Raw genomic sequence first — 22,771 nt, 5'->3', positions numbered from 1 at the left:
ACCTAGGTGACGGTGTCCCGGCGCAGCGAGAGGTTCTTGGTCTCGGTGAACGCGAACAGCACGACGATCAGCGAGATGAGCGCGACACCCATGACGTAGAACCCGGGGCTGAGCGAGGAACCCGTGGCCTGGGTGAGCCCGGTGGCCACGAACGGAGCGGTGCCGCCGAACAGCACATAGGCCGCGGTGTAGCCGATCGCCGAGCCACTGGAGCGCACCCCGGTCGGGAACAGCTCGACCAGCGCGGGCACATTGGAGGTGCCGATGGCCGCGACGAGCAGGGCGAGCACGCCAGCGCCGAGCATGGCCATGCCGATCCCGAACGGCATGATCAGGAACGCCGGATAGGTGAGCACCACGAAACCGCCGCAGGCGACCAGCAGCATGGGTTTGCGGCCGAACCGGTCGCTCGCCCTGGCCAGGAACGGGCAGGCGATGCTGTACACGAGCATCGCGACCACACTGGTCAGCATCGCGGACGCCTTGCTGTAGTGCAGGTTCTCCGACATGTAGGCGATCATGTAGCTGCTCATCAGGTAGTACGCGACGGCATTGGTGATGCTGTAGCCGAACAGGATGAGGATCTGCTTGCCGCACAACCGGACCGCGTTCCGCAACGGGGTGCGGGGCACCGCGTCGTGCCGTTCGAGCGCGCGGAACACCGGGGTGTCCTCGACCCGGGAGCGCAGGTAGAGCCCGATCAGCCCGAGCGGAGCGGCGAGCAGGAACGGGATCCGCCAGCCCCAGCTGAGCAGCGCGGCCTCGGAAAGCCCGGATGTGAGCAGCACACCGACGAGCGAGCCGGCCACGGCCGCGATGCCCACCGTCATCGGAATCGGGCTCGCGTACCGGGCCCGCTTGCCGTCCGGCGCGTACTCCATGATGAACGCGGAACCGCCGGTGTACTCGCCGCCGGTGGAGAACCCCTGGACCGCGCGCAGCAGGAAAAGCAGGATCGGGGCGGCGATGCCGAGCACCGAGTACGGCGGCAGCACCCCGATGAGGAAGGTCGCCCCGCTCATGCACAGCACGCTCGCCGCGAGCATCTTGTTGCGCCCGATGCGGTCACCGAAGTACCCGAACACGATCGCGCCGATCGGGCGGGCGATGAAACCGCCCGCGAAAACCGCCCAGGTGGCGAGCAGGGCGGCCGCGGGATCGTACTGCGGGAAGAACAGGCCCGCTATGGTCGCCGACATCACCGCATAGGCGCCGGAATCGAACCATTCGACGAAATTGCCGATCGCCGAGGCGAAGGCGACTTTCCTGCGCAGGGTCGCTGTGTCCACATCGGACTCCCGCGCCGTTGCGGTCGATGACATCGGTCCTCCTCGGATCGGGCTCTAGTCCTGCCGGGCACGCAGTTCGGCGCGCCTGATCTTGCCGGTCGCCGAGCGGGGCAACTCCTCGACGAACTCGATGTGCCGCGGATAGGCGAACCGGGAATACCGCTGTTTCGCGAAATCCCGGATCCGCCTCGCCAGTTCCTCGCTCGGTGCCGCGGATCCGGCGAGTTCCACATAGGCCTTCACCGCCTGTCCGCGCACCGGATCCGGCACACCGACCACACCGGCCTCGGCCACATCCGGATGCTCGCGCAGCGCCTGTTCGACCTCGTAGGGGCCGACGCGGTAGCCGGATGTCTTGATCACGTCATCGGTGCGGCCGAGGAACCAGAAGTAGCCGTCCTCGTCCATGACGGCCTGGTCCTTGGTGTGGAACCAGTCCCCGCCGAACACCTGTGCCGAATCCTCCGGCCGGTTCCAGTAGCCGAGCGGGAACTGCGGATTCGACCGGGCACGAAGGCAGATCTCACCCGCCTCGCCCTGGGGGGCCGGATTCTCCGCCTCGTCGAGCAGGGAGATCTCCCAGCCGGGGACCGGCCTGCCCATGGAACCCTCCTTCACCGGAACCCCGGGGAAGTTGCCGATCAGCGGATACGATTCGGTCGAACCGTAGTAGTCGAGCGGGGTGAGCCCGAACTGTTCGCGGAACCAGGTGATCAGGTCGGCGGTCAGCGGTTCGTTGGAGCAACACACCACGCGCAGCGACTGCGGATACCGCCGCCCCGCATCGGGGACCTCGGCTCGCATCTTGCGCAGGAAGGTGGGATTCACCAGCGCCGTGGTCACTTCGTTGCGCGCCATGCTCGCGAGCAGCCCCTCCGGATCGAACCCGGCGGCCGGACGGTAGACCAGGTGCACCGCGCCCGCCCGCAGTGGGCCCATCAGCTTGGCCATCGACCAGGCCCAGTCGCCCGCGCCGTAGAACACATCGCCGGTCCGCAGCTGGTGGCAGTGCTCGAATTCGTTGTGCCCCAACAGGGTGCGGTGCGCGTGCACGATTCCCTTGGCGGCACCGGTGGTTCCCGAGGTGTAGAAGATCAGCGCGGGATCCTCGGCGAGGGTCTGCTCGGTCTCGAACTCCGGTTCCCGGTCCCCGATCCGCGGGTCGTCCACATCGAGCACGGTACCGGCGAAGTCACCGGCGCGCCGGGTCTGCGCGGCCTCGGTGACCAGAACCTTCGCCCCGGAATCGGCGAGCCGGTAGCGGATCGGCTCATCGGCCCACAGCAGCGACATGGTCACCAGTACCGCCCCGGTGCGCAGCACGCCGAGATACGTGGCCGGGGTGTCCACGCGCTGCGGCAGCAGCACGGCGACCCGGTCGCCCTTGCCGACCCCGGCCGCACGCAGTGCCGCGGCGACCTGCTTGGAACGGTCCTGGATCTGTCCCCAGTGGACCTCGGTGCGCGCGCCGGTGTGGTCCTCGTGGATCAGTGCCAGCCGTTCGCGCGGATGCCGGTCGGCCACATCGGCGGCCATGTTGTAGGTCCGGGGCACCGTCCAGCGCTGTTCGGTGCACATCCGTTCGTATTCGGTCGTCACGGTTGCCCCTTCAGCGCCGCTGTCCGCCGATGAAAGCGGCCATCTCCCGTTGTGGTTCCCCGCTGGCGTACGCCTCGGCGTGCACCTGCTTCGCCGCGCGCACCGCATCGGTGAGGGATTCCTCCTCGAGTTCGCGGATCCGTCCCTTGGTCAGCGAGACGGCCCCGGCAGGCAGCGCGGCGAGCTTGGCTGCCCGGTCCACCGCGGCCTCGAGCACCTGCTCCGGTTCCACGAGCGTCGTGAGCAGGCCGAGCCGGACCGCCTCCGCGGCCTCGACGAGTTCACCGGTCAGCGCGAACTCCGTGGTCTTGGCCCGGCCGAGCACGCTCCACATCGCCCAGATCCCGGTGATGCTCGGGATGCCGGAAAGCACCTCGGGCTGGCCCATCCGCACCCCGGCGTGCCCGATGCGCAGATCGGCGAGCAGCGCGAACTGGAAACCGGAACCCGCGACCACGCCGTTGACCGCGGCGATCGTGGGTTTGCCCGTGTCCCGCACGGTGCGGAAGAGCCGGTCGAAGCTGTCGATCCACGCCTCGGCGGCCGCCTGATCGCCCGGGTCCACGCTTGCGGTCTCGTTGAGGTCCTGGCCGGCGCAGAACGCGCGCCCGGTCCCGGTGAACACGATCGCGCCGACCTCCGGATCGGCGTCCGCCGTCCGCACCGCCTCGATCAGGCTCTCCCGCATCGGCGCGGTCCAGGCGTTGAGTTTCTCCGGGCGGTTGAGCGTGAGCACCGCGACCGGGCCGCGACGTTCGCTGCGGATGAGGTTCTGTTCGGACATCGTCTGCCTTTCGACGCTGGTGTTTCGCCGATACAAGCACCGCGATGCGCGGACACTCCAACACCAATTCCGACCTCCGGTGATATCGAAGCGATATGACCGGCGCGGAACGCTGATCCGCCGGTTAGAGTCACCGGTCATGGAACTCAGGCATCTGCGGTATTTCGTGGTGCTCTGCGAGGAACTGCATTTCGGGCGCGCCGCCGAACGTCTGCACATGGCCCAGCCACCGCTTTCCCAGCGAATCCGGGACCTGGAACGGGAATTCGGCATGCGCCTGTTCGAACGCGGCAAGCACCGGGTGAGCCTGACCGAGGCCGGTGCGCTGCTGCTCGAACACGTACGGCCAGTGCTCGAACACGCGGAGCTGGCCAGGGAGGCGATGCGCCGGATCCGACCGGGTTCCACCGGGACGTTGCGGGCCGGGATCCCGCCGGACACCATGCCGGTCACCCTGCGCACCTTGCTCGAGGGATTCGCCGCGCGCGAGCCGGAGGTGCTCGTCGACCTGCACGAGCTCACCACCGATGACCAGATCGCGCAGCTGCGGGACGGGCAGCTCGACGTCGGAGTGGTGCGGCATCCCTCGGACACGGTGGGATTCGAATCGAGCGAGACCGTGCAGCGCTCGCTCGGTGTGCTGCTGCCCGTGGGGCACCGGCTCGCCGAAGCGGAGCGGGTGCGGCTGCGGGAACTGAACGGTTCGGGGCTGGTGATCTTCCCGCGGCGGATGGCGCCCCGGCTCTACGATCACATTCTGGCGATCTGCCGGGACAACGGATTCCTGCCCGGCGCGATCAGGCACGCGCGTAATCCGCACTTCGTGCAGGGACTGGTGCTCGCCGGGCGCGGGATCAACCTCAACGAACCGCCGACCGGGGAACTTCCCGAAGGACTCGTCTGGCGCCCCATCGACGAGGCGCGCCTGGCCTGGGCCACCTCGGTGATCTGGCGCAAGGAAAGCGAAAGCGAGGTGGTCCGCGCCTTTTCCGCCGCGGCGCTGGACGGCCTGGCCCGGGCGGGGCACGGCTGATCAGCGCCCGGGTGTTCCGGGCCCTGGTCAGACCGGGGCGGGTTCGGTGCGTTCTTGTTTTCTCGGCAGCAGCAGCGGAGTGGCGAGCAGCAGCACCCCGGAGGCGATGATCGCGGTGCGCGCACTGGTGAGTGTCGCGAGCTCGCCCCAGACGGCCATGAGCCCCGCCTGGCTGAGCTTGCCGCTCACACTCCAGCTGGCGAGGACCCGCGCGGTGCGATCGGCGGGCGTGCGCTGCAGCCGTTCGGTCGTGTAGCTGGGGGTGAAGATGCCCATGCAGGTGATCAGCAGGCCCTCCACGAGGATCACCGTGACCAGTCCCGGGATGCCGGGCCCGGTGAACGCGAGGCCGATCGGGAACAGCGAGCGCAGCCAGCCGGTCACCAGCAGGACCCGGCCGCGGCCGTAGCGGGCGACCAGGCGCGCGGACAACCGGGCGCCGAGTAAACCACCGGCCGCGGGCAGACCGAACGCGAGGCCGTACTGCCAGGCGGGGAAGTGGTACCGGCCGAGGAGTAGCACGGTCAGTGTCGGCTGAGTGGCCATGATCAGGCCGCTGACCGTCACGGAGTTGAGGAACAGCCGCCGCAGGAACGGGTCGCCGAGGATGAACCGCCAGCCGGCGAGCAGCTCGGCCATCCGGTGCTCGCTGTCCGGGTTCCGGCTGCCGTTCGGTTCCCGCAGTGCCGCGATGTCGGTGCCCCGGATGCGGAGCACCCCGAGCGCGGACAACAGGTAGCTGACCGCGTCCGCGGCGATGGTGACGACCGGGCCGAGCATCCCGATGAGCGCACCGCCCAGCGGTGGGCCGACCGCGGTCGCGCTCCACATCGTGGCCTCGAACCTGCCGTTCGCGGCGAGTAGGTGCTCCTCGCGCACCAGGTGTTTCAGGTAGGCACCGGACGCGGCGGTGAACGCGATGCCCGCGGTCCCGGAGACGACCGAGACCGCCAGCAGCTGGCCGTAGCTCAGGAAACCGCACAGGTACGCGAGCGGAACGCCGGCCATCGCGAGGAACCGGAGCAGATCCATCGCGATCATCACCGGTCGTTTGGCGCGGTGTTCGATCCACGGTCCGAGGCCGAGCGCGACGACCGCCGCGACGGCCGGTCCGGCCGATTCGAGCAGTGCGACGCCGAAGGTTGGGGAGTGCAGCACCCGGACCGCGATGAGCGGGAACGCGCCGAAGGCGATCCAGGTGCCGTAGGTGCTCACCGCATAGGCCGACCACAGCCGGACGAATCCGGCCCTCGGTTCGATCCGCACAGCTCTCCTTCTGGTCGGGGCTCCCGAAGCAAAGCAGCGGCCCGCAGGCGTATTCAAACAACCGGTTCCCGGCGAGCCACAACGATCGGTTGGGCCCGCCTATGCTGGACCGGTGGATACCAAGGCGGTGCGGTCGTTCGTGCTCGCGGCCGAGCGCGGGCAGCTGCAACAGGCCGCCGATGAGCTGGGGATCACCCAGCAGGCGGTGTCGAAGCGGATCGCCGCCCTGGAACGGGAGCTCGGTGTGCGCCTGTTCGCCCGCACCGCGCGCGGGGTCGAGCCGACGCTCGACGGGCAGGCGTTTCTCGCACACGCGCGCGGCATTGTCACCGCCGTCGAGCGGGCCGGCAGCGCGATCCGGCCGGAGTCCAGGGCACCGCGCATCGATGTGCTCGGCTACCGGCTCGGCCAGGCGGTCGTGCTGCACGAGTACTGGGGCGCGCATCCCGGGACCGAGCTGGACGTGGTGGTGCTGAAAGTCGATGACCCGCAGCAGGCGGTCGCCGCGGTACGGGCCGGCGAGGTGGACGCTTCCTTTCGGACGGTCACCGACCTGCAGACGCTGCCTGCCGAGGTGCGGATGCTCCACCTGCTCGATTTCCCGATGGAACTCCTCGTGGGTCCGAAACATCCGTTGTTCCCGGTGCGCACGCTGACCCCGGAGCAGCTGCGCGGGCACCGGATCTGGGTGCCCGGCATCGCACCGCGCAGCGAATGGGGCGAGTTCTACGCGGAACTCGCCAGGGACCTGGAACTGCGCATCGACGGGACCGGACCGAATTTCGGTGTCGAACCGCTGCTCGACACGCTCGCGGATTCCGCGGAGGTGGCCACCCTCACCGGTGCGCGCGATCGGCTCATCTGGCCGGCGAACCACGGCCTGCGCCGGATTCCGGTCACGAACCCGACGATCGCCTATCCGGTCTCGATCATCTTCCGGGAACCGGATCCACACCCCGGAATCCGGCCGGTGATCGACCATTTCCGAAGCCTGGCAACGCTTTCCGGGGACATCTGGCGTCCGTCCTGGGCCCGGGCGAGCTCGGGATCCTAGTCCGGGAGCGTCAGTTTCTCGCCGGGCAGGCGCAGTCCGAACCGGCTGTGCGGATTGACCACGAGGTAGCGCTCCCGTAGGGCGGGGAGCAAGGCACGGACCGGGAAGCTGAGCCAGGACAGTTCGCTGGAGGGCAGCTGTCCGCGGGAACTGAACACGTGCAGCACCTCCCGGTCGGAGCCCTCGTCGAAGAGCGCGATCTCCGTGGTGCCCGGCCGGACGGGGGCGATGACCGTGGCTTCGAGCAGCATCTGGCGGACGCGCTGCTCGTCGGCGTTTCCGGTCACGGCGTCCTGGAGGACGGCTTCGAGCTCGTTGCCCGGTGGGGGTACGCCGAGACCGCGTAGTGTCGGCCGGTAATGCTCATTGGGGAGGAATTCCTCGGTGAGCTCGCCGTCCTCGCCGACGCGGTAGGCCCCGACGATGGCCGAACCGGGAACCTCCTCGGTGCCGGAGAATGCGGGATCGACGGCGTACACCCAGCCGCCCGGATGACGGCGGGCTTCGGCGCGCATGGCCGGGGTGATGGGTCCAGGGGTGCTCATCAATGCTCCCGGTAGTTCGGGTTGGCGTGCCAGGTCGACTTGAATCCGGAACCGGGTGCCATATCGAGTTTGACGCCACCTTGTCCGTCGGGAACCGGGTTGTAGTAGCCGGTGACGTGGCTCGCCCCGTGGATGCGATCCGGGGGAATGTGATCGAGGCCCGCCCACTCGTCCTGGTAGTGGAACCGGTCGAGGGATTGGGGCAGGGACTGGGAGGGAACGTGGATCATGTCGGGGGAGGGCCGCACCCAGTAGACGTAGCCTTCCCGCCCCGTGTAGGTGGTGCCGTTGACGTTGACCGTCTGGTGGGTCTGCCGGATGAACTGATGGGCGACGTGCGGGTTTCCCGTGGTGGACACGAATCCGCTGCCGTTCGCGTTGTGCACATGGGCGGGGAGGTTGTAATGGGGTGGTGCCCCGGACAGCCTCGCCGAGGAGGACAGACCGCTCTGGAAGATCGTTTCCGGCGGGGCGCTCGATCCGTGCATCAGTAAGCCGGGTGGTTGTGGTTGTGGTTGCGATGCCCCGGCAGGCGCGGGGCGAGGTGGCCTGTTCGGCCTGCCGTCCGGATTCGACGGCGAGCCGGGCCGTGTGCCGGTCGGTGAGTGCCCGCGGGAACCGCCCCGGGTGTCGAGCGAGTCGAACAGTCCCTTGTTGGTGTGTTCGTTGTGCCGCATCGATTCGGCGGTCTTGCCCACCTTGCCACCGGCACCGTGTGCGCTGTTCGCGATGTTGCCGATGCCCTTCTCCACCGAGGAGAGCACCCCGCCGAGCTTGCCGGACAGCGCTTCGCCGACGACCCCGAACGCCCCGCCTCCCGGGTGCGCCGAACCGACCGAGGAAGCGTGCCCGGTCAGTTTGTCGCCCAGGCCGCCGAGCTTGGATTTCATCGAGTCCAATGCGGACACATCGGCACTGAACCCGTTGCCGGGCTTGCCAGTCGAACCGGAACCGCTCCCCGAGGATCCGTGCCCGGAGGACCCGTGCCCCGAATGCCCGGAATCAGTGGAGTGCCCCGGGGAAGTGGAACCGTGACCGGAGGACTGCCCGCCACCATGGCCGTGTTTCGCCACCATTGCCCCTCTTCACCACATCGACGTCGCGGACGTCACCCCGCACCTCGTCACCACGGACAGTCTACCGGCACGTCTCGTCTCGTCTCGCATGTCCCGTCGTTGCAGTACCACATGCTCAAGGCCTCGGACGTGATCGGCCCTTGCTCATGCGCAGGATCAAGGCGATCATCTCCTCCGAATGGACTACTGCCGGAGTCAGAACTTCCTGGAGGAGCAGACCACGAATCGCGGCGATGGTGACGGTTGCCGTGGTCAGCGCTTCGTTGCTGTCGAGTCCTTCGCGTTCCGCAAGCGAAGCCAGCATCGTGGTCAGATCGTCGAGCGAGTCGATGAATGCACGAAAATCGTCCGGGCGGTACGTGGCCAGTCCTATGACGTGAAAGAAGCCGCGGGCACGCGAGAGCTGTTCCGGGCGAGTGTAGGACCGCCAGATCGCCACGACGAGGTCGTCGAAGGTGCCGTGGCGGGCGGCTTCGAAAAGCGCCTCGTTGTCCCGGGATCGCTGTGCCTCGAGCATCGCCGCCAAGACGCCCGGGAGTGACCCGAAGTGGTATCGCAGGAGGGCGTGGCTGGTTTGGGTCCGGGCGGCGATCTCGCGGAGTGACACCTCCGGTGCGGGGAGATCCTCGCCGAAGGCGTCGAGGAGCCGGGACAGCAGCCGCTCGCGTGCCTCGCCTTTGCGTTCCGTGCTTGACAAGATCACTCCCACAGTTTATCCATTGGATAAGATCGGTGCCGTGCTGCTTCACATGGTCGCAGTCGGCTCGCAGATGGAGGGAGTGACTCGTGGGACGCCTTCAGCTAGTCGGCGCGGCGGTCCTCGACGGTTCGGGTCGCGACCCTGTCGAGGCCGACGTCACCGTCGAAGACGGGCATATCGACCGGCTTGGCGGATCAAGCGCGCCCGGCGAGCGTCTGGATGCCGGAGGACTGACGATGACTCCCGGCCTGATCGACGCGCACGTGCACCTGGGTTTGTCGAGCCCCATCCAGCAGCAGTTCTCGTTTCGGATCAGTGCCGCGGAGATCGCGGCGGACATCTTCGGCACGGCGGGCGCGACGCTCGACGCCGGTTTCACGACCGTTCGGGACACCGGTGGGATCGACGGCGGTGTCGTCGCCACGATCGCGAAGGGCAAGGTCAGGGGACCGCGCGTGCTGTCGTGCGGACCTGTGCAGTGCCAGACCGGCGGACACGGCTATTACGGAGCCGACTGGGAACCCACCGAACTATGGAGCAGCCATCACATTCCGGGCCTGTGTGCCCTGTCGATGATGGCGGGCAATGCGGACGAGCTGCGCGCCAATGTGCGCGAGGCGTTCCGTCGCGGAGCCTGCTTCCTGAAGCTCTGTGTGACCGGCGGAGTGGTCGGCGCTCACGACCGGCTGACCGACACTCAGTTCACCGTGGACGAGATCGCCGTCGCTGTGCAAGAAGCCGCGGCGCGGGGCACCTATGTGACGGTGCACGCCCACAACAACGAAGGCATCCGGAACGCGGTCGCGGCCGGGGTGCGCTGTGTCGAGCACGGCACCGACCTCGATGAGTCCACGGCCACGCTGATGGCCACTCACGAGGTTGCCCTGGTGCCCACGTTCACTGTCGTCGAGCAACTGCTGTACGACACCGCAGGAGCCGGCCTCGGCGAGCCGACCCGTGACCGGGTGATGGGGGTTCGTGAACGGATGACCGAGGCGCTCGCTGTCGCCAAGGAGGCCGGAGTTCGGATCGGGCTTGGTTCCGACCTCATCGGTCCGGCTCAGCACCGTCGAGGAGAAGAGCTCACGGTGCGAGCGGCGCTCGAGACGCCGATGGAAGCGCTCGTGGCGGCCACGAAGACCAACGCCGGGATCCTCGGCCTGGCAGATCGGGTAGGGGTCATCGCCCCCGGCATGCAGGCAGACCTCGTGCTCTGGAACGGCAGCCCGCTCGAAGACCCGGAGCTCTTCGCCGATCCCGCGAATGCCGTACTCGTCGTCCAAGCCGGACGTGTTGTGCAGGACCTCCGATGAGCACCATGTGGCACGGCTGCCTCGCCGACACCGACTACTTCGAGATGCGTTCGGGCGGTGGGCACGACTACGGCGTCTGGGTCACCATGCCGCCGGGCTACGACCCCGCTACGACGCACAATCCTGTCGTGTACGTCCTCGACGGCAACTGGGCCGTCGGTATGACAGCTCCGCTCATCGTCACCCAGGCGGATCCCATGCAGCAGATCAAGCCCTACATCCAAGTCAGTGTGGGCTACGCGGGCGAGGAAGCACGGCACTGGGATCGGCTGCGCAACAGGGATCTGGTGCCGCCCGGCGAACCCATCGCCGAGGAACTCGTCGCCGCCGTGGAGAGGGGAGTCCAAGCGGGCGGGAGGAAACGTGCGGAAGCCGATGCCTACCTCGCCGAACTACGCGACACCCGCGCCGATGCGTTCCTGAGCTTCCTCACCGCGGAACTGCACCCGCGGATCGAACGCGACTACGGCACGGCTACGAGCGGGCACGGCCTTTTCGGCTACTCCTACGGCGGACTCTTCGGTCTCTACACCTGGCTCACCGGCTGCACGCTCTTCGAGAGCATCGGAGCGGGCAGCCCCGGCGTTGCCAGTGCGGACAGTCAGATCTTCGCCCAGCTCCAGGAGATGGGCGAGCGTCGGCCTGCCGCCACGTTGCACGTGACCCTCAACGAGCGGGAGCTGCTCGGAGACCTGGCCGTCTACCAAAACCTCGCGAAGAACGCGGCCACCGTCCTGCACCGCCTCGCCTCCCGCGGCGTGGCCGTCACCAGCGCGGTCCTGCGCGAAACGCACGTGACCGGCCTGCAGGCCTCGTTCCTCAGCTACCTCAGAACCTGCCGCGCGCGGTGAACACCAACCTGGCGCGAGCCGTCGAGGACAGCCCGGTGACGACGACCTGGTGACGACGGCTAGGCAGTCGCGGTCTGCCGGTCGTCGTAGGCCGAGCGGGCCGCGAGCACCCGGGACACGTTGGCCTGGGACCAGTCGGCGATCGCGGCGGTGAGGACGCCCGCCTCGACGCCGAGCTCGGTCAGGGCGTACTCCACGTGCGGCGGGATGGTGGGGTAGACGGTGCGGCTGACCAGGCCATCGCGTTCGAGGTTGCGCAGCGCCTGGGTGAGCGATTTCTGGGTCACGCCCTCGACGCGGCGGCGCAGTTCGGTGAACCGCAGCGGGCGGTCGTGGCGCCGGAGCAGGCCGAGGATGTAGAGCGACCATTTGTTCGCCAGCACATCCACCACGGTGCGCGAGGGACAGTCCTTTGCGTACCGGTACTCGAGGTCGGTATCCATCAGGTACCTATATATCGGAAAGGTGCCTACTTCACAAGCGATACCGGTGCGGGCATGATCGATCTCATGCAGCGTCGGAAGAACCGCCCGGAGGGCTCGAACTGGGGAGAATTCGGTGCGGACGACGAAATCGGCCGCCTCAACCTGATCACCGCGCAGCGCCGCCGTGCCGCGGCCGCGGAGGTCCGCGAGGGAATCGCGTTTCCGCTGAGCCTGCCGCTGGATTTCCCGCAGGGGGAGTACGCCCGCGGTCCCCGCAAGCCACCGGAACTGGCCAGCACCGTCCTGGGGCACAACAACCATTTCCTGCCCACGGTCCCGGATGTGGTCAGCGATGACCTGGCCACCATCCATCTGCAGTACTCCACGCAGTGGGATTCCTTCGCGCACGCCGGATCCATGTTCGACTTGGACGGGACCGGTGAGCCGGTCGTCGCCTACTACAACGGCCACCGGGGTGGAGAGCACGTCATCGGCGACCCGGCGGGTTCGGTGCGCCCGCATGCCGATGCGCTCGGGATCGAGACCATGGCCGCGACCGGGGTGCAGGGCCGTGGTGTGCTTCTCGATCTGGAACGGGTGTACGGCAGGGAACGGGTCGCGGTCGGCTACGAACAGCTGACCGAGATCATGGAAGCCCAGAACGTCACCGTGGAAACCGGGGACATCCTGTGTCTGTACACCGGTCTGGCGGAGGTCGTCCTCGAACTCGGTGCGGAGCTCACTCAGGAGAGGCTGGACACCAGCTGCGCGGTGCTCGACAGCCGGGACGAGCGTCTGCTGCAGTGGATCACAGACAGCGGAGTCTCGGCGATCGCGGCGGACAACCATGCTGTCGAAGCCTTCAGTATGGCGCCGCCTTCCGGGGCGGAGCACGCCCTTCCGCTGCACGCGCACTGCCTGTTCAAACTCGGCATTCCGCTCGGCGAGCTGTGGTATCTCACCGAGCTCGGCGCGTGGCTGCGGGAGCGGGGACGGTCCCGGTTCCTGCTCACCGCGCCACCGCTGAACCTGCCCGGAGCGGTCGGCTCGCCGGTGACCCCGATCGCCACCGTGTAGCGGAACGGGGACTCAGCCGCGGACCAGGCGACCCAACACCCGGGTGGCGAACCGCAGCGACTCCAGCGGAATGCGCTCGTCCACCCCGTGGAACATGCGCGAATAGGGCAGTTCCGGGGCAACCCGCAGGGCCTTGAAACCGAAGCCGTTGATCCCGATCGTGGCCATCGCCTTGTTGTCGGTGCCACCCGCATTGCAGTACGGTGCCGGGTGCCCGTCCGGGTCCTCCTGCTGGATCGCCGCGCACATGGCATCCACCAATTCCCCGGAGAACTCGGTCTCCATGGCCACATCACGGTGGATGAACTCCCGGCGCACCGAGGGCAGCAGCAGCGAGTCGATGGTGTCCAGCAGTTCCTGTTCGCCGCCGGGCAGGAAGCGCCCGTCCACCGCAGCGCTGGCGGTTCCCGGGATCACGTTCGTCTGGTATCCGCCCTCGAGCATGGTGGGATTGGCGGAGTTCCGCAGGATCACCTCCACCAGCGGGGCCACCTGGGGCATCCGCTCCAGGCTCGCGGGCACATCGCCTGCGTCGAACTCCACGCCGAGCAGTTCCGCGGCTTTCTCCAGCAGCACCCGGACCGGTTCGATCAGCCGGACCGGGAACCGGTGCCTGCCGATGCGGGCCAGGGATTCCGCGAGATCGGTGACCGCGTTCTCGTCGTTCGGCGAGGAACCGTGGCCCGCGCGGCCGGTGGCGATCAGCCGCAGCCAGGCCTGCCCCCGTTGGGCGCACTCGATCGGATACAACCGCTTGCCCTCGCCGAGTTCGAAGGAGACCCCACCGCCCTCGGTGATCGCCTCGGTCACGCCGGCGAAGAGGTCCGGGCGGTTGCGCACCAGCCAATGCGAACCCTTGCGCCCGCCGCCCTCCTCATCGGCGAGGTAGCCGAACACGATGTCCCGCGCGGGTTTCTCGCCGGTGCGGGCCAGTTCCCTGGCGGTGGCGAGGGTGACCGCGTCGAAGTCCTTCATGTCGATCGCGCCGCGCCCCCACAGGCAGTCCTCGCGGATCTCCCCGGAGAACGGGTGCACCGTCCATTCGGCCGGGTCGGCGGGAACGACATCGAGGTGCCCGTGCAGCAACAGCGCGCCACGGCTCGGATCCTTGCCCTCGATGCGGCCGAACACGCTGGCCCGGCCCGGTTCGCTTTCCACGATCTCCGGTTCGATACCCGCATCGGCGAGCTTCTCCGCGACGTACTCGGCGCTGGCCCGCTCATTGCTTGTCGGATTGGAGCTGTCGATCCGCAGCAGATCCCGGCACAGGTCCACGACCTCGGATTCGGCGTCAGTCAACGTGTTCCTCCATTTCGGATGTTCCCCACGAGCGCACCAGACCGGTCAGCGAGGCGAGTACGTACAGCACGAACGCGGTCACCAGCGAGTTGAGCACCGGAATGCCCCAGTCCACGAAGAACCCGACGCAGAAGCTGGCCGCCCAGATCACCAGGACCACGGGCACCCAGGTCGGCACCACCCGCGGCATGGTCTCGCTCGCCCTCGTCTCGTCCAGCGCCCCGCGCATCCGGCGCCCCACCCAATACTCGGCGACGATGATCCCGCCGACCGGTGGGATCGCCACGCCCAGGATGGACAGGAACGACTTGAAGTGGTCCAGGAATCCCAGCGCGGACAGCACCGTGCCGAGCACCCCGATGACCAGGGTGACGCTCGCCCGGTGCATGCGCTTGCCGAAGACCGTGTAGACGAAGTTCACCACGCCGAGCGAGGCGCCGTAGAGGTTCCAGTCGTTGATCTTCGCCGTGGACAGGATGACCACGATCAGTCCGACGATGCCGGAGGTGGACAGCACGATGTGGGACACATCGCTGGTGCCGACCAGGTGACCGAGCAGCACACCGGTCATGCCGACCAGGTACTCGCTGACGATCATGGTGCACGAGCTCTGCAGCAGCACGTGCCAACCCTTGGAGTTATACCGGGTCATGTCCGGGGCCACGATGGCGCCCGCCATGAATCCGCCGGCGACGATCGTGGCCGCCGCCGGGACGGACAGCAGCGGACCGCTCGGCTGTTTCGCGATCAGTTCCCCGATGTCGTGCTGGGAAAGCGTGCTCATGACACTCCACGCGACGAGCGCGAAGAACAGCGGAACCGCGATCTTCGCCAGCCACATCATGTATTTGAAGCCGTAGATCACCAGCACGGTGAGCACCACACCGGAAAGCGCGCACCACAGCCACACCGGGCCGCCGACGAGCTCGACCATGCTGTTGCCGAAGATCCCGTTCTGCACGCCGAACCAGCCGATCATGCTGACCGCGATCATCAGCGATACCAGGGCCGATCCGTTGCGCCCGAAACCGGCGAACCGGGTCAGGATGGTCATGGTGAGTCCCTCGCGCTGACCGGCGAGCCCGATGAAAAAGATCACCACCTCGAGGGTCACCGCACCGAGGGTGAACGCGAGGAATGCCTGCCAGAATCCCATTCCCACGCCGAGGGTCGCGCCGAGCACGAACTGGGAAAGCGACCCCGACTGGCCGAGCCACTGCAGCAGCATCGAACCGAAGCCGTACCGGGCCGAGCGGGGCACCCGGCGCAGCGAGTGATCGTCGTTGCCGATGCGGCCGGACCGTTCGCTCTTGGTCTGCGTGCTCATCTATGCCGTCGCTTCACTGGGTTGCGGCTCGCCCATGGTCTGCAGGCGGCGCATCGATCCGTACCGGGCAAGCAGCGTGGCGAACTCGTCTTCGTCGTGGAAGTTCAGCGCGCCCGCACCGAATTCCCGCGCGACCTCCACCGCATAACGTGCCGCCGCGGCGATATCGGTCTCGTGGCTCGCCCCGGTGGCGCAACCGGCCACCGTCGCCGCGGACACGATCGCCAGCCCGGCGACCGGCGCCCCGGTGGCCGTCGCGGGCTGCAGGATGGAGTTGATGTGGTGCACCCCGTTGCCGTACGGGGTGATGTCCTGCATGGTCACCGGATAGGTCACGCTCGGCTCCCCGGTCACCGTCTCGAGCAGGCCGTTGAGCCGTTCCGAGACCCGCAGCACCCAGCCCTGTTTGACCGTGGGGGAGAGCGCGAGCCCCTTGTGGTTGATGACCCGGTTGCCCTTGGTGGTGTCGATGGAGAGCACCGCCTCCATCTCGGTGGAGACCTCGTGCTCGTTCATGGTCGCCATGTCCACCGGAGAGTTCATGAACGGCACCGGATCGTGCGGGCACGTGGGCGCGTCCGGGCACACATGCGTGCTGATCAGCACATCGCCGGTCAGCACATCACCGCGGGCCCGCATGGCGAGCAGTTTGGCGGCCGCGGAGAAGGCCGCGGCGGCACCGTCCCCATCGGAGACGAAGCCGGTCACCTCCGGCCGGGCCCCGACCCCGCCGAGGCGCCCGATCACGCCGAGCGTCGGTGCTTTCCCACCAATGGTGCGGCCCGCGGTTCCCGGGACCCGCACCTGGACGAAATCGGTGTGCCCCTGCCCGCCGCGCACGCGTTCGGTGCGTGTCAGGCCACTCTCACCGGCGATACCGTCCAGATAGGACACCATGGCGGCACCGTCGACCCGCGGATCGTCCAGCCGATCCAGCACGTCGAGGACAAACTTGAGCATGCGGTGATACCTCGAAACTTCCGACCGTGACAGTACTTTCGCGCAGGCTTGTGGCCCTCTCCGCGATCCCCGCACCACGGTGCCCCGATGGGGGCGAACCGGACAAGAATGTCCCACTATATGCAAAATAGGAGCATGCTCGATTTCCGAACCGACCCGAGCACCCCCGCGGGCCTCCCGCAGACCGTGGACCGGGCGCTGCGCATCCTGCTCGCCTTCGACCGGGAGAGCCCGGAATGGGGCGTCACCGAGATTTCCCGCGCGTTCGGGCTGCACACCTCGACCGCGCAGCGCCTGCTGGCCGCGCTCACCCACCGTGGATTTCTGGTGCGCGACGATTCCAGTCGCCGCTACCGGATCGGCCCGGCCGCGCTGTATCTCGGGCGGGTCTGGGACCAGGTCGGGGCGCTCGGCCTGCTCGCGCAGCCGGTGCTGGACGAACTGGCCGCGTTCACCGGGCAGAACATCCTGTTCGCGCTCCCGGACAGCGCGCATATGCGCACCGTCCTCGTCGCAGAGGGGGAGCACGGGCGGCTGCGCGACTATCCGATGGTGAACGAGCTCTATCCGGCGCACGCGGGAGCCACCAGCAAGGCCTATTACGCGTTCCTTCCCTTCGCCCAGCGCAAACGATTGTTCATCGACCGGCCGCTGGCCCGGTTCACCGCGAACACCGCCACCGATCTCGGCCGGCTGGAGCGCCAGTTCGCCCAGGTGCGCGCGCGGGGCTGGGCCTACACCGAGGGCGAGTACGACGAGGGTGTCGCCACCCTTGCCGTTCCCGTTTTCCTGCGCGAGGAACCGTATGCCAGCCTCAGCGTCGGGTGGCCGAAGGAGCGCCTCGGCGAGCACCCGAGCGACTGGGTGGACGCGCTGTGCTCGGCCAGTGAGCGGATCAGCCTGCGGCTGACTCACCGCGGCCGCTGAGCTTCAGTCCCGGACGTCGAAAGTGGACTCGATCCCGTTCAGGAAGGACAGATCCGCGCCGTCCCGGTGTTCCGCCGGTTCGGTTCCGCGCCGGAACAGCCGGGCCGCGCCACCGTGCAGGGTGATCGATTCGCCGTCCACCCGCAGCCAGGTCCCCTCCCGCAGGCCGAGCACCGGAGCGTCGTTCTCCTCGTGGAATTCCGCGAGGCGTTGCTCGCGCGTCTCGCCCATGTGGGTGGAGCCGCCGACCGGATCCAGATAGTGCGGATTGATCTGGAATCCGATCAGGCCAAGGGTTTCGAACCCGTCCGGTGCCACGATCGGCATATCGTTGGTGGTGCGCAGGCTCGGGCAGGCCATGTTCGTTCCCGCGCTCGCCCCGCCGTAGGGCGCTCCGCCGCGCACCGCGGAACGGATCGCCTCGAGCAGGCCGAGCCGCTGCATCGTGCGCAGCAGCCGGAACGAGTTGCCGCCGCCGATGAACACCGCTTCCGCGGACCGCAGTTCAGCGGCCGGATCCGAGCTCCGGTGCACCGGGCGCACCCGCACACCCGCCGCGGCGAACCCCTCGCTCACCAGTTCGGTGTACCGGTCGTGATCGGCGAGCGCGTACGGCACGAAGGACACGGTGCGCCCGCCGTAGTGCTCCGCGAGCGCCTCGCGGGCGTGCGAGAATCGCCCGGCACCGTGGTTCGTGGAGTTGGACAGCAGCAGCAATTGCATGTGGAATACCCTCCCGTTCGCTCAGCCGAAGACTACGACCGGACCGGTGCCAGGATCGAAGGCAGGGGCCGCCAGGACCGAACAGGGAACCGCCGCCTGTGCGGGAATCGAGGAGCTGCCGCGCCCAGGCAGGGCGAATTGCTGCGGCTGCTCGCCGGCGGGATCGGGCCGGGAAGTGTCGGCGAGGCCGGACCGGATTACGGCGTGGGGCTCGCCCGGCCGGCCAGCGGAGCACATCCCGGCGCGCGGCTGACCGGTGCCGAACGCGAGGGCCGTGCGCGCGGCCGCGGCCCGCGAAGTGTTCCATGGCAACGATATCCGGTGCGGACCGGTGACCGGCGCCTGCTGCACCCCGGAGAGTGCCACGATTCTGGCGACCTACACCGGTTGCGGTGGTGTCCGCTCAGCGAAGCGTTCCGTGCAGGATCATGCCGAGCGAATCGAGCAACCGCTGTTCCAGTTCGAAGGGTGCGGGGTCGGTGGCGATCCACGTGCTCAGCGTCGCGAGGTAGGCGCTGGCCAGCACCATCCCGGCCTGTTCGGTGTCCACTCCGGAGCGAAGTTCGCCCGCCTTCGCGGCGGGGGCCATGAGTCGGCTGAACTGGTGCGCGAGCTCGGAGTCGGCGAACACGTTGGTGGAGTGGATCGCCGCGCCCATGCAGGCGACGGTCTCCTGCCGGGTATTGGCGCTGACCCGGGCCAGTTCGGCCAGATACCGGGCCAGGATCTCGGGCAGCGGGCGGCCGTCGAGCCATTCCTCGTGCACCGCGGTCAGTGCGCGGTCCCGCCGTCTGCGGCTCCACTCCTCGAGAAACGCGGACTTGCGCTGGAAGTGGTTGAACACGGTGGCGCGCGCGGTATCGGCCCGTTCGGCGATCTCGTCCATGGTGGCGTTGTCGAACCCCCGCTCGACGAACAGTTCGATCGCCGCCCGGTAGATGCGGTCGCTGCGCTCCTCACGGTGCCGCGACCGTCTGGTGCTGCCCGGTCCGGTGGCGCCTGCGGTCATGGTCCCAGTCAACCAGCCGGGGCGACCGAGTCTTGACGGGGACCTTGCGGTGGCCTAGCTTTGGATTGGACTTGAATCCAAATTCGGACCATGATCCGAGGAGGCGCCGTGCGTCTGGTCACCTATGTGTCCTCGTTCTCCCCGTGGCCGCGGCTCGGTGTGCTGCACGGCGACGTGGTGGTGGATCCGGCGCGCACCCTGCGGGCCGTGCACCGGGACGCCGATGCGGCTGCGATGCCGACCGAGATGGTCGCCTTCTTCGAGGGCGGTGCCGAGGCACGCGGTCTCGCCCAGCGTGCGGTGGACACCGTGGCAGCGGCGCTCGAGCGAGGCACCGAGCTCACCGAGGACGGGGTACCGGCGATGCTGCCCCGGGATCGGGTGCGGCTACTCGCCCCGGTGCCGAGACCGCGCCGGATCCGGGACTATCTCACCTACAACGACCACGCCACCGGCTCGGGCCTCGCGGTCCCGCCCGCCTTCTCGGCGATGCCGATCTGCTACAAGGCCAACGTCGAGACGGTGATCGGCCCGGAGGAACCGCTGCTGTGGCCGTCCTATACCGCGCAGCTGGATTTCGAACTGGAACTCGGTTTCTTCACCTCCGGCGGCGGGCGGGATCTGACCCCGGAGCAGGCCGCAGACAAGATCGCCGGGGTCACGATCTTCAACGACGTCAGCGCGCGGGACATCCAGTTCTTCGAGATGAGCCTGGGAATCGGCCCGTCCAAGGGGAAGGATTTCTGCACCGCGATGGGGCCGTGCGTGTTGACCATGGACGAGGTCGACGAGTGGTCGGTACGGATGTCGGCGAAGGTCAACGGTGCGGTGTGGGCCTCCGGCAGCACCGCGGACCGGCAGTTCTCCTTCGCCGAGGTGCTGGCCTGGGCCTCGCTGGACGAACCGGTGTATCCGGGCGAGTTCCTGGCGCTCGGCACCGTGGGCGGCGGCTGCGGTCTGGAACTGGATCGCTGGATCCGGCCGGGAGACGTGGTGGAACTGGAGGCGTCCGGGCTCGGGGTGCTGCGCAATCCGGTGGGCGAACCTTGCAGGGCACCCGAAGGGGCCGGGGTGGCCGCGTACAGCGGTGCGCCGGAGGTGCGTCCCGGTGCGCACTGAGACGACCGCGGCCCTGATCGCCGCGGCGCCGCCGGATTCGGTGTTCGCTTTGGTGGACGGTGGTACACCGGTCACCTACGGCGAGCAGCATGCCCGGCTGCAAGCCACCGCCGCCGGGCTGGCCGCGCGTGGTGTCCGGCGGGGCGACCGGGTGCATGTGAGCCTGCCCAACTGCCAGGAATTCCTGGACATCTGGTTCGCCACCGCGCAGCTCGGCGCCGTGCTGGTGCCCACGAATCCGCGCTCGACGGCGGCGGAATTCGCGCACGTTCTCGCCGATGCGCGGCCCCGGATCTCCATCGCGACCGTGGAAACCGCGCTGGACGCGCCGAGGCTCTCGCCGGAGGAGATCGTGCTTCCGGGCGCGGAGGTTCCCGCGGCACCGGTCGAAGCCACCGATCCGGCCGCCATTCTCTACACCTCGGGCACCACGAGCCTGCCCAAGGGCGTCATGGTCACCCACGCCAACTACCGCGCGGTCGGGTGGGCCGTGGCCGAACATCTGGCCCTCACCGCGGCGGATCGCTGGTTCATCGCGCTGCCGCTGTTCCACGCCAACGCCCAGTACTACTGCACGATGTCCGCGCTGCTGCGCGGTGCCTCGGTGGCCCTGGCACCATGGTTCTCCGCCTCCGGCTGGGGCACCCAGGCCGCCCGGCTCGGTGCGACGCTCGGCAGCCTGTTCGCGGCGCCGATCCGGATGATCCTGGCCAATCCACCGACCGGGGAGGAGGCCGTGCTGCGCACGGTGTTGTTCGCGCAGAACCTCGCCGAGGATCAGGCCGCCGAGTTCGAACGGCGGTTCGCGACCAGGCTGGTGCAGATCTACGGCATGACCGAGACCGTGCTACCCACGATGAACCCGGACAGCGCCGATCGCCGGTGGCACAGCATCGGCCGCCCGCTGCCCGGTGTTTCCCTCGTGCTGGCCGGCGCGGACGGCGCCCCCGTTCCGGACGGGCAAGCCGGCGAGATCCGGGTGCACGGGGTGCCCGGCGAGACCATCGCGGCCGGGTACTGGTGCGATCCCGCGGCCACCGAGGCCGCGTTCGGCGGTGGCGTGCTGCGCACCGGGGACCTAGCGCACCGGGACGCGGACGGGTTCCTGTACTTCGTGGACCGCGCGAAGGACATGATCAAACGCGGTGGGGAGAACGTCGCCACCGGGGAGATCGAACGGGTCGCCGGGGAACATCCCGCGGTGGCCGAATGTGCCGCGGTCGGTGTCTCGGATCCGGTGTACGACGAGGCGATCCTGCTCGCCGCGGTGCTCGTACCGGGGGCCGAGCTCGGCGCCGAGGAACTCATCGCCTGGTGCCGGGAACGGCTCGCCGCTTACAAGGTGCCCGCACAGGTGCGGTTTCTGTCCGGCCTGCCGCGTACCAGCGTCGGCAAGATCCGCAAGGGCGAGCTACGCCGAACAGAGGAGTCGCCATGACCCAGGAAATCCCGTACACCAAGGGACTGCACCGGCTTTCCGAGCAGTGCTGGGTCTGGCTGGTGCCGGACGGTTCCTGGGGCTGGAGCAATGCCGGACTGGTCACCGGTGAGCGTGAATCCCTGCTCGTGGACACGCTGTTCGATCTGGGACTGACCAGGGAGATGCTGGACGGGCTCGCGGCGATCACCGCGGAGCATCCACTGTCCACTGTGGTCAATACGCACGCCAATGGGGATCACTGGTTCGGCAATGAACTGGTCACCGGCGCGGAGATCATCACCTCCGCGGCGACGGCGGCGGAGATGCCCGACAACGGCCCGGAGCTGCTGCAGGGTGTACTCGGCCAGGACGGCCCGATCGGCCGGTTCGGCAGGCACATCATGGGGCAGTTCGACTTCGAGTCGATCACGCCGACCTACGCCACGAGGACCTTCACCGAGCAGTTGCGGCTGGATATCGGCGGCACCACGGTGGAACTGCACTGTCTCGGGCCCGCGCACACCGAGGGGGACAGCGTGGTGCTGGTGCCCGGAGAAGGCGTGCTGTACGCGGGGGATCTGCTGTTCATCGGCGGCACCCCGATCAGTTGGGCCGGCCCGGTCACCAACTGGATCGCGGCCTGCGATCGGATGCTCGCCATGGACGCCGACCGCATCGTGCCCGGGCACGGACCGGTGACCGACAAGAACGGGGTGCGGGAGGTCCGCGACTACCTCGAGTGGGTGCACACCGAGGCCGTCGAACGGCACCGGAGGGGGATGTCCGCCGAGGACGCGATGCGGGACATCTCGCTCGGCCGGTTCGCCGAACTCAATGAACGCGGCAGGCTCGCGCAGAACATTCTCGCCGTATACTACGAACTCGATCCCGGGATGGAACGGGTGGACACTCGCGAGGTGTTCCGCCGGATCGCCGAACTGGAGGGATTCTCCTGACCGGCGACAGGCGGTGCGC

The 22,771-nt window shown here is 68.4% G+C and carries 23 protein-coding genes; 9 read left to right on the top strand and 14 right to left on the bottom strand.

All coding sequences use genetic code 11. The annotated features are described in order from the left end of the window. Positions 1–2: 2 nt before the first annotated feature. Genes A37U_RS0100855 through A37U_RS0100845 form a run of 3 tightly spaced genes read right to left on the bottom strand, consistent with a single transcriptional unit; the run spans position 3 to position 3,672 of the window. The gene (locus A37U_RS0100855; RefSeq protein ID WP_020494705.1) at positions 3–1,322 is read right to left on the bottom strand and encodes an MFS transporter; all 1,320 of its coding nucleotides are present in this window, start codon (positions 1,320–1,322) and stop codon (positions 3–5) included. A 21-nt stretch (positions 1,323–1,343) separates the two neighbouring features. Next, on the bottom strand, positions 1,344–2,888 hold the full coding sequence (locus A37U_RS0100850) for an acetate--CoA ligase (RefSeq protein ID WP_240437464.1): 1,545 nt from the start codon (positions 2,886–2,888) through the stop codon (positions 1,344–1,346). A gap of 10 nt (positions 2,889–2,898) precedes the next feature. Then, positions 2,899–3,672 carry an enoyl-CoA hydratase/isomerase family protein gene (locus A37U_RS0100845; RefSeq protein ID WP_020494703.1) on the bottom strand — a complete coding sequence of 258 codons (774 nt, stop codon included), beginning with the start codon at positions 3,670–3,672 and terminating at the stop codon, positions 2,899–2,901. Positions 3,673–3,811: 139 nt separating this feature from the next. Between A37U_RS0100845 and A37U_RS0100840 the strand changes: the two genes are divergently transcribed. Beyond that, positions 3,812–4,705: a LysR substrate-binding domain-containing protein gene (locus tag A37U_RS0100840; RefSeq protein WP_020494702.1), complete on the top strand. Its 894-nt coding sequence runs from the start codon at positions 3,812–3,814 to the stop codon at positions 4,703–4,705. Between the two features lie 27 nt (positions 4,706–4,732). Here the strand turns inward: A37U_RS0100840 and A37U_RS0100835 are convergent, their stop codons facing one another. Next, positions 4,733–5,971, bottom strand: coding sequence for an MFS transporter (locus A37U_RS0100835; RefSeq protein ID WP_020494701.1), 1,239 nt, complete (start codon positions 5,969–5,971; stop codon positions 4,733–4,735). 112 nt (positions 5,972–6,083) lie between these two features. On the opposite strand from A37U_RS0100835, the gene A37U_RS0100830 reads away from it, so the two are divergent. Beyond that, positions 6,084–7,025, top strand: a complete 942-nt coding sequence (locus A37U_RS0100830) for a LysR family transcriptional regulator (protein ID WP_020494700.1) — start codon at positions 6,084–6,086, stop codon at positions 7,023–7,025. On the opposite strand, the gene A37U_RS48000 is transcribed toward A37U_RS0100830, so the two are convergent. The 3 genes from A37U_RS48000 to A37U_RS0100815 form a co-directional block, all read right to left on the bottom strand. Continuing rightward, positions 7,022–7,570: a type VII secretion system-associated protein gene (locus A37U_RS48000; protein ID WP_083933121.1), complete on the bottom strand. Its 549-nt coding sequence runs from the start codon at positions 7,568–7,570 to the stop codon at positions 7,022–7,024. The genes A37U_RS0100830 and A37U_RS48000 overlap by 4 nt on opposite strands. Further along, positions 7,570–8,646 carry a hypothetical protein gene (locus tag A37U_RS0100820; protein WP_020494698.1) on the bottom strand — a complete coding sequence of 359 codons (1,077 nt, stop codon included), beginning with the start codon at positions 8,644–8,646 and terminating at the stop codon, positions 7,570–7,572. The genes A37U_RS48000 and A37U_RS0100820 overlap by 1 nt, the downstream gene beginning before the upstream one ends. 115 nt (positions 8,647–8,761) lie before the next feature. Next, a complete protein-coding gene (locus A37U_RS0100815; RefSeq protein WP_420806219.1) occupies positions 8,762–9,163 on the bottom strand; it encodes a hypothetical protein in 402 nt (133 codons plus the stop codon). A gap of 269 nt (positions 9,164–9,432) precedes the next feature. On the opposite strand from A37U_RS0100815, the gene A37U_RS0100810 reads away from it, so the two are divergent. Then, on the top strand, positions 9,433–10,659 hold the full coding sequence (locus tag A37U_RS0100810) for a metal-dependent hydrolase family protein (protein WP_020494696.1): 1,227 nt from the start codon (positions 9,433–9,435) through the stop codon (positions 10,657–10,659). After that, a complete protein-coding gene (locus A37U_RS0100805; RefSeq protein WP_020494695.1) occupies positions 10,656–11,510 on the top strand; it encodes an alpha/beta hydrolase in 855 nt (284 codons plus the stop codon). Before A37U_RS0100810 ends, A37U_RS0100805 begins: the two co-directional genes overlap by 4 nt. Positions 11,511–11,569: 59 nt before the next feature. Here A37U_RS0100805 and A37U_RS0100800 read toward each other — a convergent pair whose 3' ends face one another. Next, entirely contained in the window at positions 11,570–11,953 is a 384-nt protein-coding gene (locus tag A37U_RS0100800) for a winged helix-turn-helix transcriptional regulator (RefSeq protein ID WP_020494694.1), read from the bottom strand. Positions 11,954–12,019: 66 nt separating this feature from the next. On the opposite strand from A37U_RS0100800, the gene A37U_RS0100795 reads away from it, so the two are divergent. Next, on the top strand, positions 12,020–13,012 hold the full coding sequence (locus tag A37U_RS0100795) for a cyclase family protein (RefSeq protein ID WP_040586528.1): 993 nt from the start codon (positions 12,020–12,022) through the stop codon (positions 13,010–13,012). A gap of 12 nt (positions 13,013–13,024) precedes the next feature. Here A37U_RS0100795 and A37U_RS0100790 read toward each other — a convergent pair whose 3' ends face one another. The 3 genes from A37U_RS0100790 to A37U_RS0100780 are packed head-to-tail and all read right to left on the bottom strand — an operon-like array spanning position 13,025 to position 16,598. Beyond that, positions 13,025–14,311 carry a M20/M25/M40 family metallo-hydrolase gene (locus tag A37U_RS0100790; RefSeq protein ID WP_020494692.1) on the bottom strand — a complete coding sequence of 429 codons (1,287 nt, stop codon included), beginning with the start codon at positions 14,309–14,311 and terminating at the stop codon, positions 13,025–13,027. Further along, a complete protein-coding gene (locus A37U_RS0100785) occupies positions 14,304–15,638 on the bottom strand; it encodes a purine-cytosine permease family protein (protein WP_020494691.1) in 1,335 nt (444 codons plus the stop codon). Before A37U_RS0100785 ends, A37U_RS0100790 begins: the two co-directional genes overlap by 8 nt. Next, positions 15,639–16,598, bottom strand: a complete 960-nt coding sequence (locus tag A37U_RS0100780) for a DUF1177 domain-containing protein (RefSeq protein ID WP_020494690.1) — start codon at positions 16,596–16,598, stop codon at positions 15,639–15,641. It abuts the gene before it with no gap. Between the two features lie 135 nt (positions 16,599–16,733). Between A37U_RS0100780 and A37U_RS0100775 the strand changes: the two genes are divergently transcribed. After that, positions 16,734–17,525 (top strand): IclR family transcriptional regulator, encoded by a 792-nt coding sequence (locus A37U_RS0100775; RefSeq protein WP_020494689.1) that lies wholly within the window; start codon positions 16,734–16,736, stop codon positions 17,523–17,525. Positions 17,526–17,528: 3 nt separating this feature from the next. Here the strand turns inward: A37U_RS0100775 and pepE are convergent, their stop codons facing one another. The 3 genes from pepE to A37U_RS0100760 are packed head-to-tail and all read right to left on the bottom strand — an operon-like array spanning position 17,529 to position 19,257. After that, a complete protein-coding gene (gene pepE / locus A37U_RS0100770; RefSeq protein ID WP_020494688.1) occupies positions 17,529–18,248 on the bottom strand; it encodes a dipeptidase PepE in 720 nt (239 codons plus the stop codon). Positions 18,249–18,269: 21 nt separating this feature from the next. Continuing rightward, the gene (locus A37U_RS47995; protein ID WP_020494687.1) at positions 18,270–18,614 is read right to left on the bottom strand and encodes a hypothetical protein; all 345 of its coding nucleotides are present in this window, start codon (positions 18,612–18,614) and stop codon (positions 18,270–18,272) included. A gap of 37 nt (positions 18,615–18,651) precedes the next feature. Next, on the bottom strand, positions 18,652–19,257 hold the full coding sequence (locus A37U_RS0100760; RefSeq protein ID WP_020494686.1) for a TetR/AcrR family transcriptional regulator: 606 nt from the start codon (positions 19,255–19,257) through the stop codon (positions 18,652–18,654). Between the two features lie 108 nt (positions 19,258–19,365). Between A37U_RS0100760 and A37U_RS0100755 the strand changes: the two genes are divergently transcribed. Genes A37U_RS0100755 through A37U_RS0100745 form a run of 3 tightly spaced genes read left to right on the top strand, consistent with a single transcriptional unit; the run spans position 19,366 to position 22,752 of the window. Next, on the top strand, positions 19,366–20,376 hold the full coding sequence (locus A37U_RS0100755; RefSeq protein WP_020494685.1) for a fumarylacetoacetate hydrolase family protein: 1,011 nt from the start codon (positions 19,366–19,368) through the stop codon (positions 20,374–20,376). Further along, complete coding sequence (locus tag A37U_RS0100750; protein WP_020494684.1) at positions 20,366–21,814, top strand: class I adenylate-forming enzyme family protein; 1,449 nt, start codon at positions 20,366–20,368, stop codon at positions 21,812–21,814. The genes A37U_RS0100755 and A37U_RS0100750 overlap by 11 nt, the downstream gene beginning before the upstream one ends. After that, a complete protein-coding gene (locus A37U_RS0100745) occupies positions 21,811–22,752 on the top strand; it encodes an MBL fold metallo-hydrolase (RefSeq protein WP_020494683.1) in 942 nt (313 codons plus the stop codon). The genes A37U_RS0100750 and A37U_RS0100745 overlap by 4 nt, the downstream gene beginning before the upstream one ends. Positions 22,753–22,771 lie beyond the last annotated feature (19 nt).

It is taken from the genome of Sciscionella marina DSM 45152, from assembly GCF_000379465.1.
GTDB classification, from domain to species: domain Bacteria; phylum Actinomycetota; class Actinomycetes; order Mycobacteriales; family Pseudonocardiaceae; genus Sciscionella; species Sciscionella marina.
The sequence above is the reverse complement of the archived record's forward strand: the minus strand, read 5'-3'. Positions and strand labels throughout refer to the sequence as shown.

Excerpts from the sequence above, each read along its gene's own strand:
- A37U_RS0100745 (WP_020494683.1), top strand. The coding sequence starts at position 21,811 with ATGACCCAGGAAATCCCGTACACCAAGGGACTGCACCGGCTTTCCGAG.
- A37U_RS0100800 (WP_020494694.1), bottom strand. The coding sequence starts at position 11,953 with ATGGATACCGACCTCGAGTACCGGTACGCAAAGGACTGTCCCTCGCGC.
- A37U_RS0100815 (WP_420806219.1), bottom strand. The coding sequence starts at position 9,163 with ATGCTCGAGGCACAGCGATCCCGGGACAACGAGGCGCTTTTCGAAGCC.
- A37U_RS48000 (WP_083933121.1), bottom strand. The coding sequence starts at position 7,570 with ATGAGCACCCCTGGACCCATCACCCCGGCCATGCGCGCCGAAGCCCGC.
- A37U_RS0100855 (WP_020494705.1), bottom strand. The coding sequence starts at position 1,322 with ATGTCATCGACCGCAACGGCGCGGGAGTCCGATGTGGACACAGCGACC.
- pepE (WP_020494688.1), bottom strand. The coding sequence starts at position 18,248 with ATGCAATTGCTGCTGCTGTCCAACTCCACGAACCACGGTGCCGGGCGA.
- A37U_RS0100795 (WP_040586528.1), top strand. The coding sequence starts at position 12,020 with ATGCAGCGTCGGAAGAACCGCCCGGAGGGCTCGAACTGGGGAGAATTC.
- A37U_RS0100840 (WP_020494702.1), top strand. The coding sequence starts at position 3,812 with ATGGAACTCAGGCATCTGCGGTATTTCGTGGTGCTCTGCGAGGAACTG.
- A37U_RS0100820 (WP_020494698.1), bottom strand. The coding sequence starts at position 8,646 with ATGGTGGCGAAACACGGCCATGGTGGCGGGCAGTCCTCCGGTCACGGT.
- A37U_RS0100780 (WP_020494690.1), bottom strand. The coding sequence starts at position 16,598 with ATGCTCAAGTTTGTCCTCGACGTGCTGGATCGGCTGGACGATCCGCGG.
- A37U_RS0100805 (WP_020494695.1), top strand. The coding sequence starts at position 10,656 with ATGAGCACCATGTGGCACGGCTGCCTCGCCGACACCGACTACTTCGAG.
- A37U_RS0100760 (WP_020494686.1), bottom strand. The coding sequence starts at position 19,257 with ATGACCGCAGGCGCCACCGGACCGGGCAGCACCAGACGGTCGCGGCAC.
- A37U_RS0100845 (WP_020494703.1), bottom strand. The coding sequence starts at position 3,672 with ATGTCCGAACAGAACCTCATCCGCAGCGAACGTCGCGGCCCGGTCGCG.
- A37U_RS0100775 (WP_020494689.1), top strand. The coding sequence starts at position 16,734 with ATGCTCGATTTCCGAACCGACCCGAGCACCCCCGCGGGCCTCCCGCAG.
- A37U_RS0100785 (WP_020494691.1), bottom strand. The coding sequence starts at position 15,638 with ATGAGCACGCAGACCAAGAGCGAACGGTCCGGCCGCATCGGCAACGAC.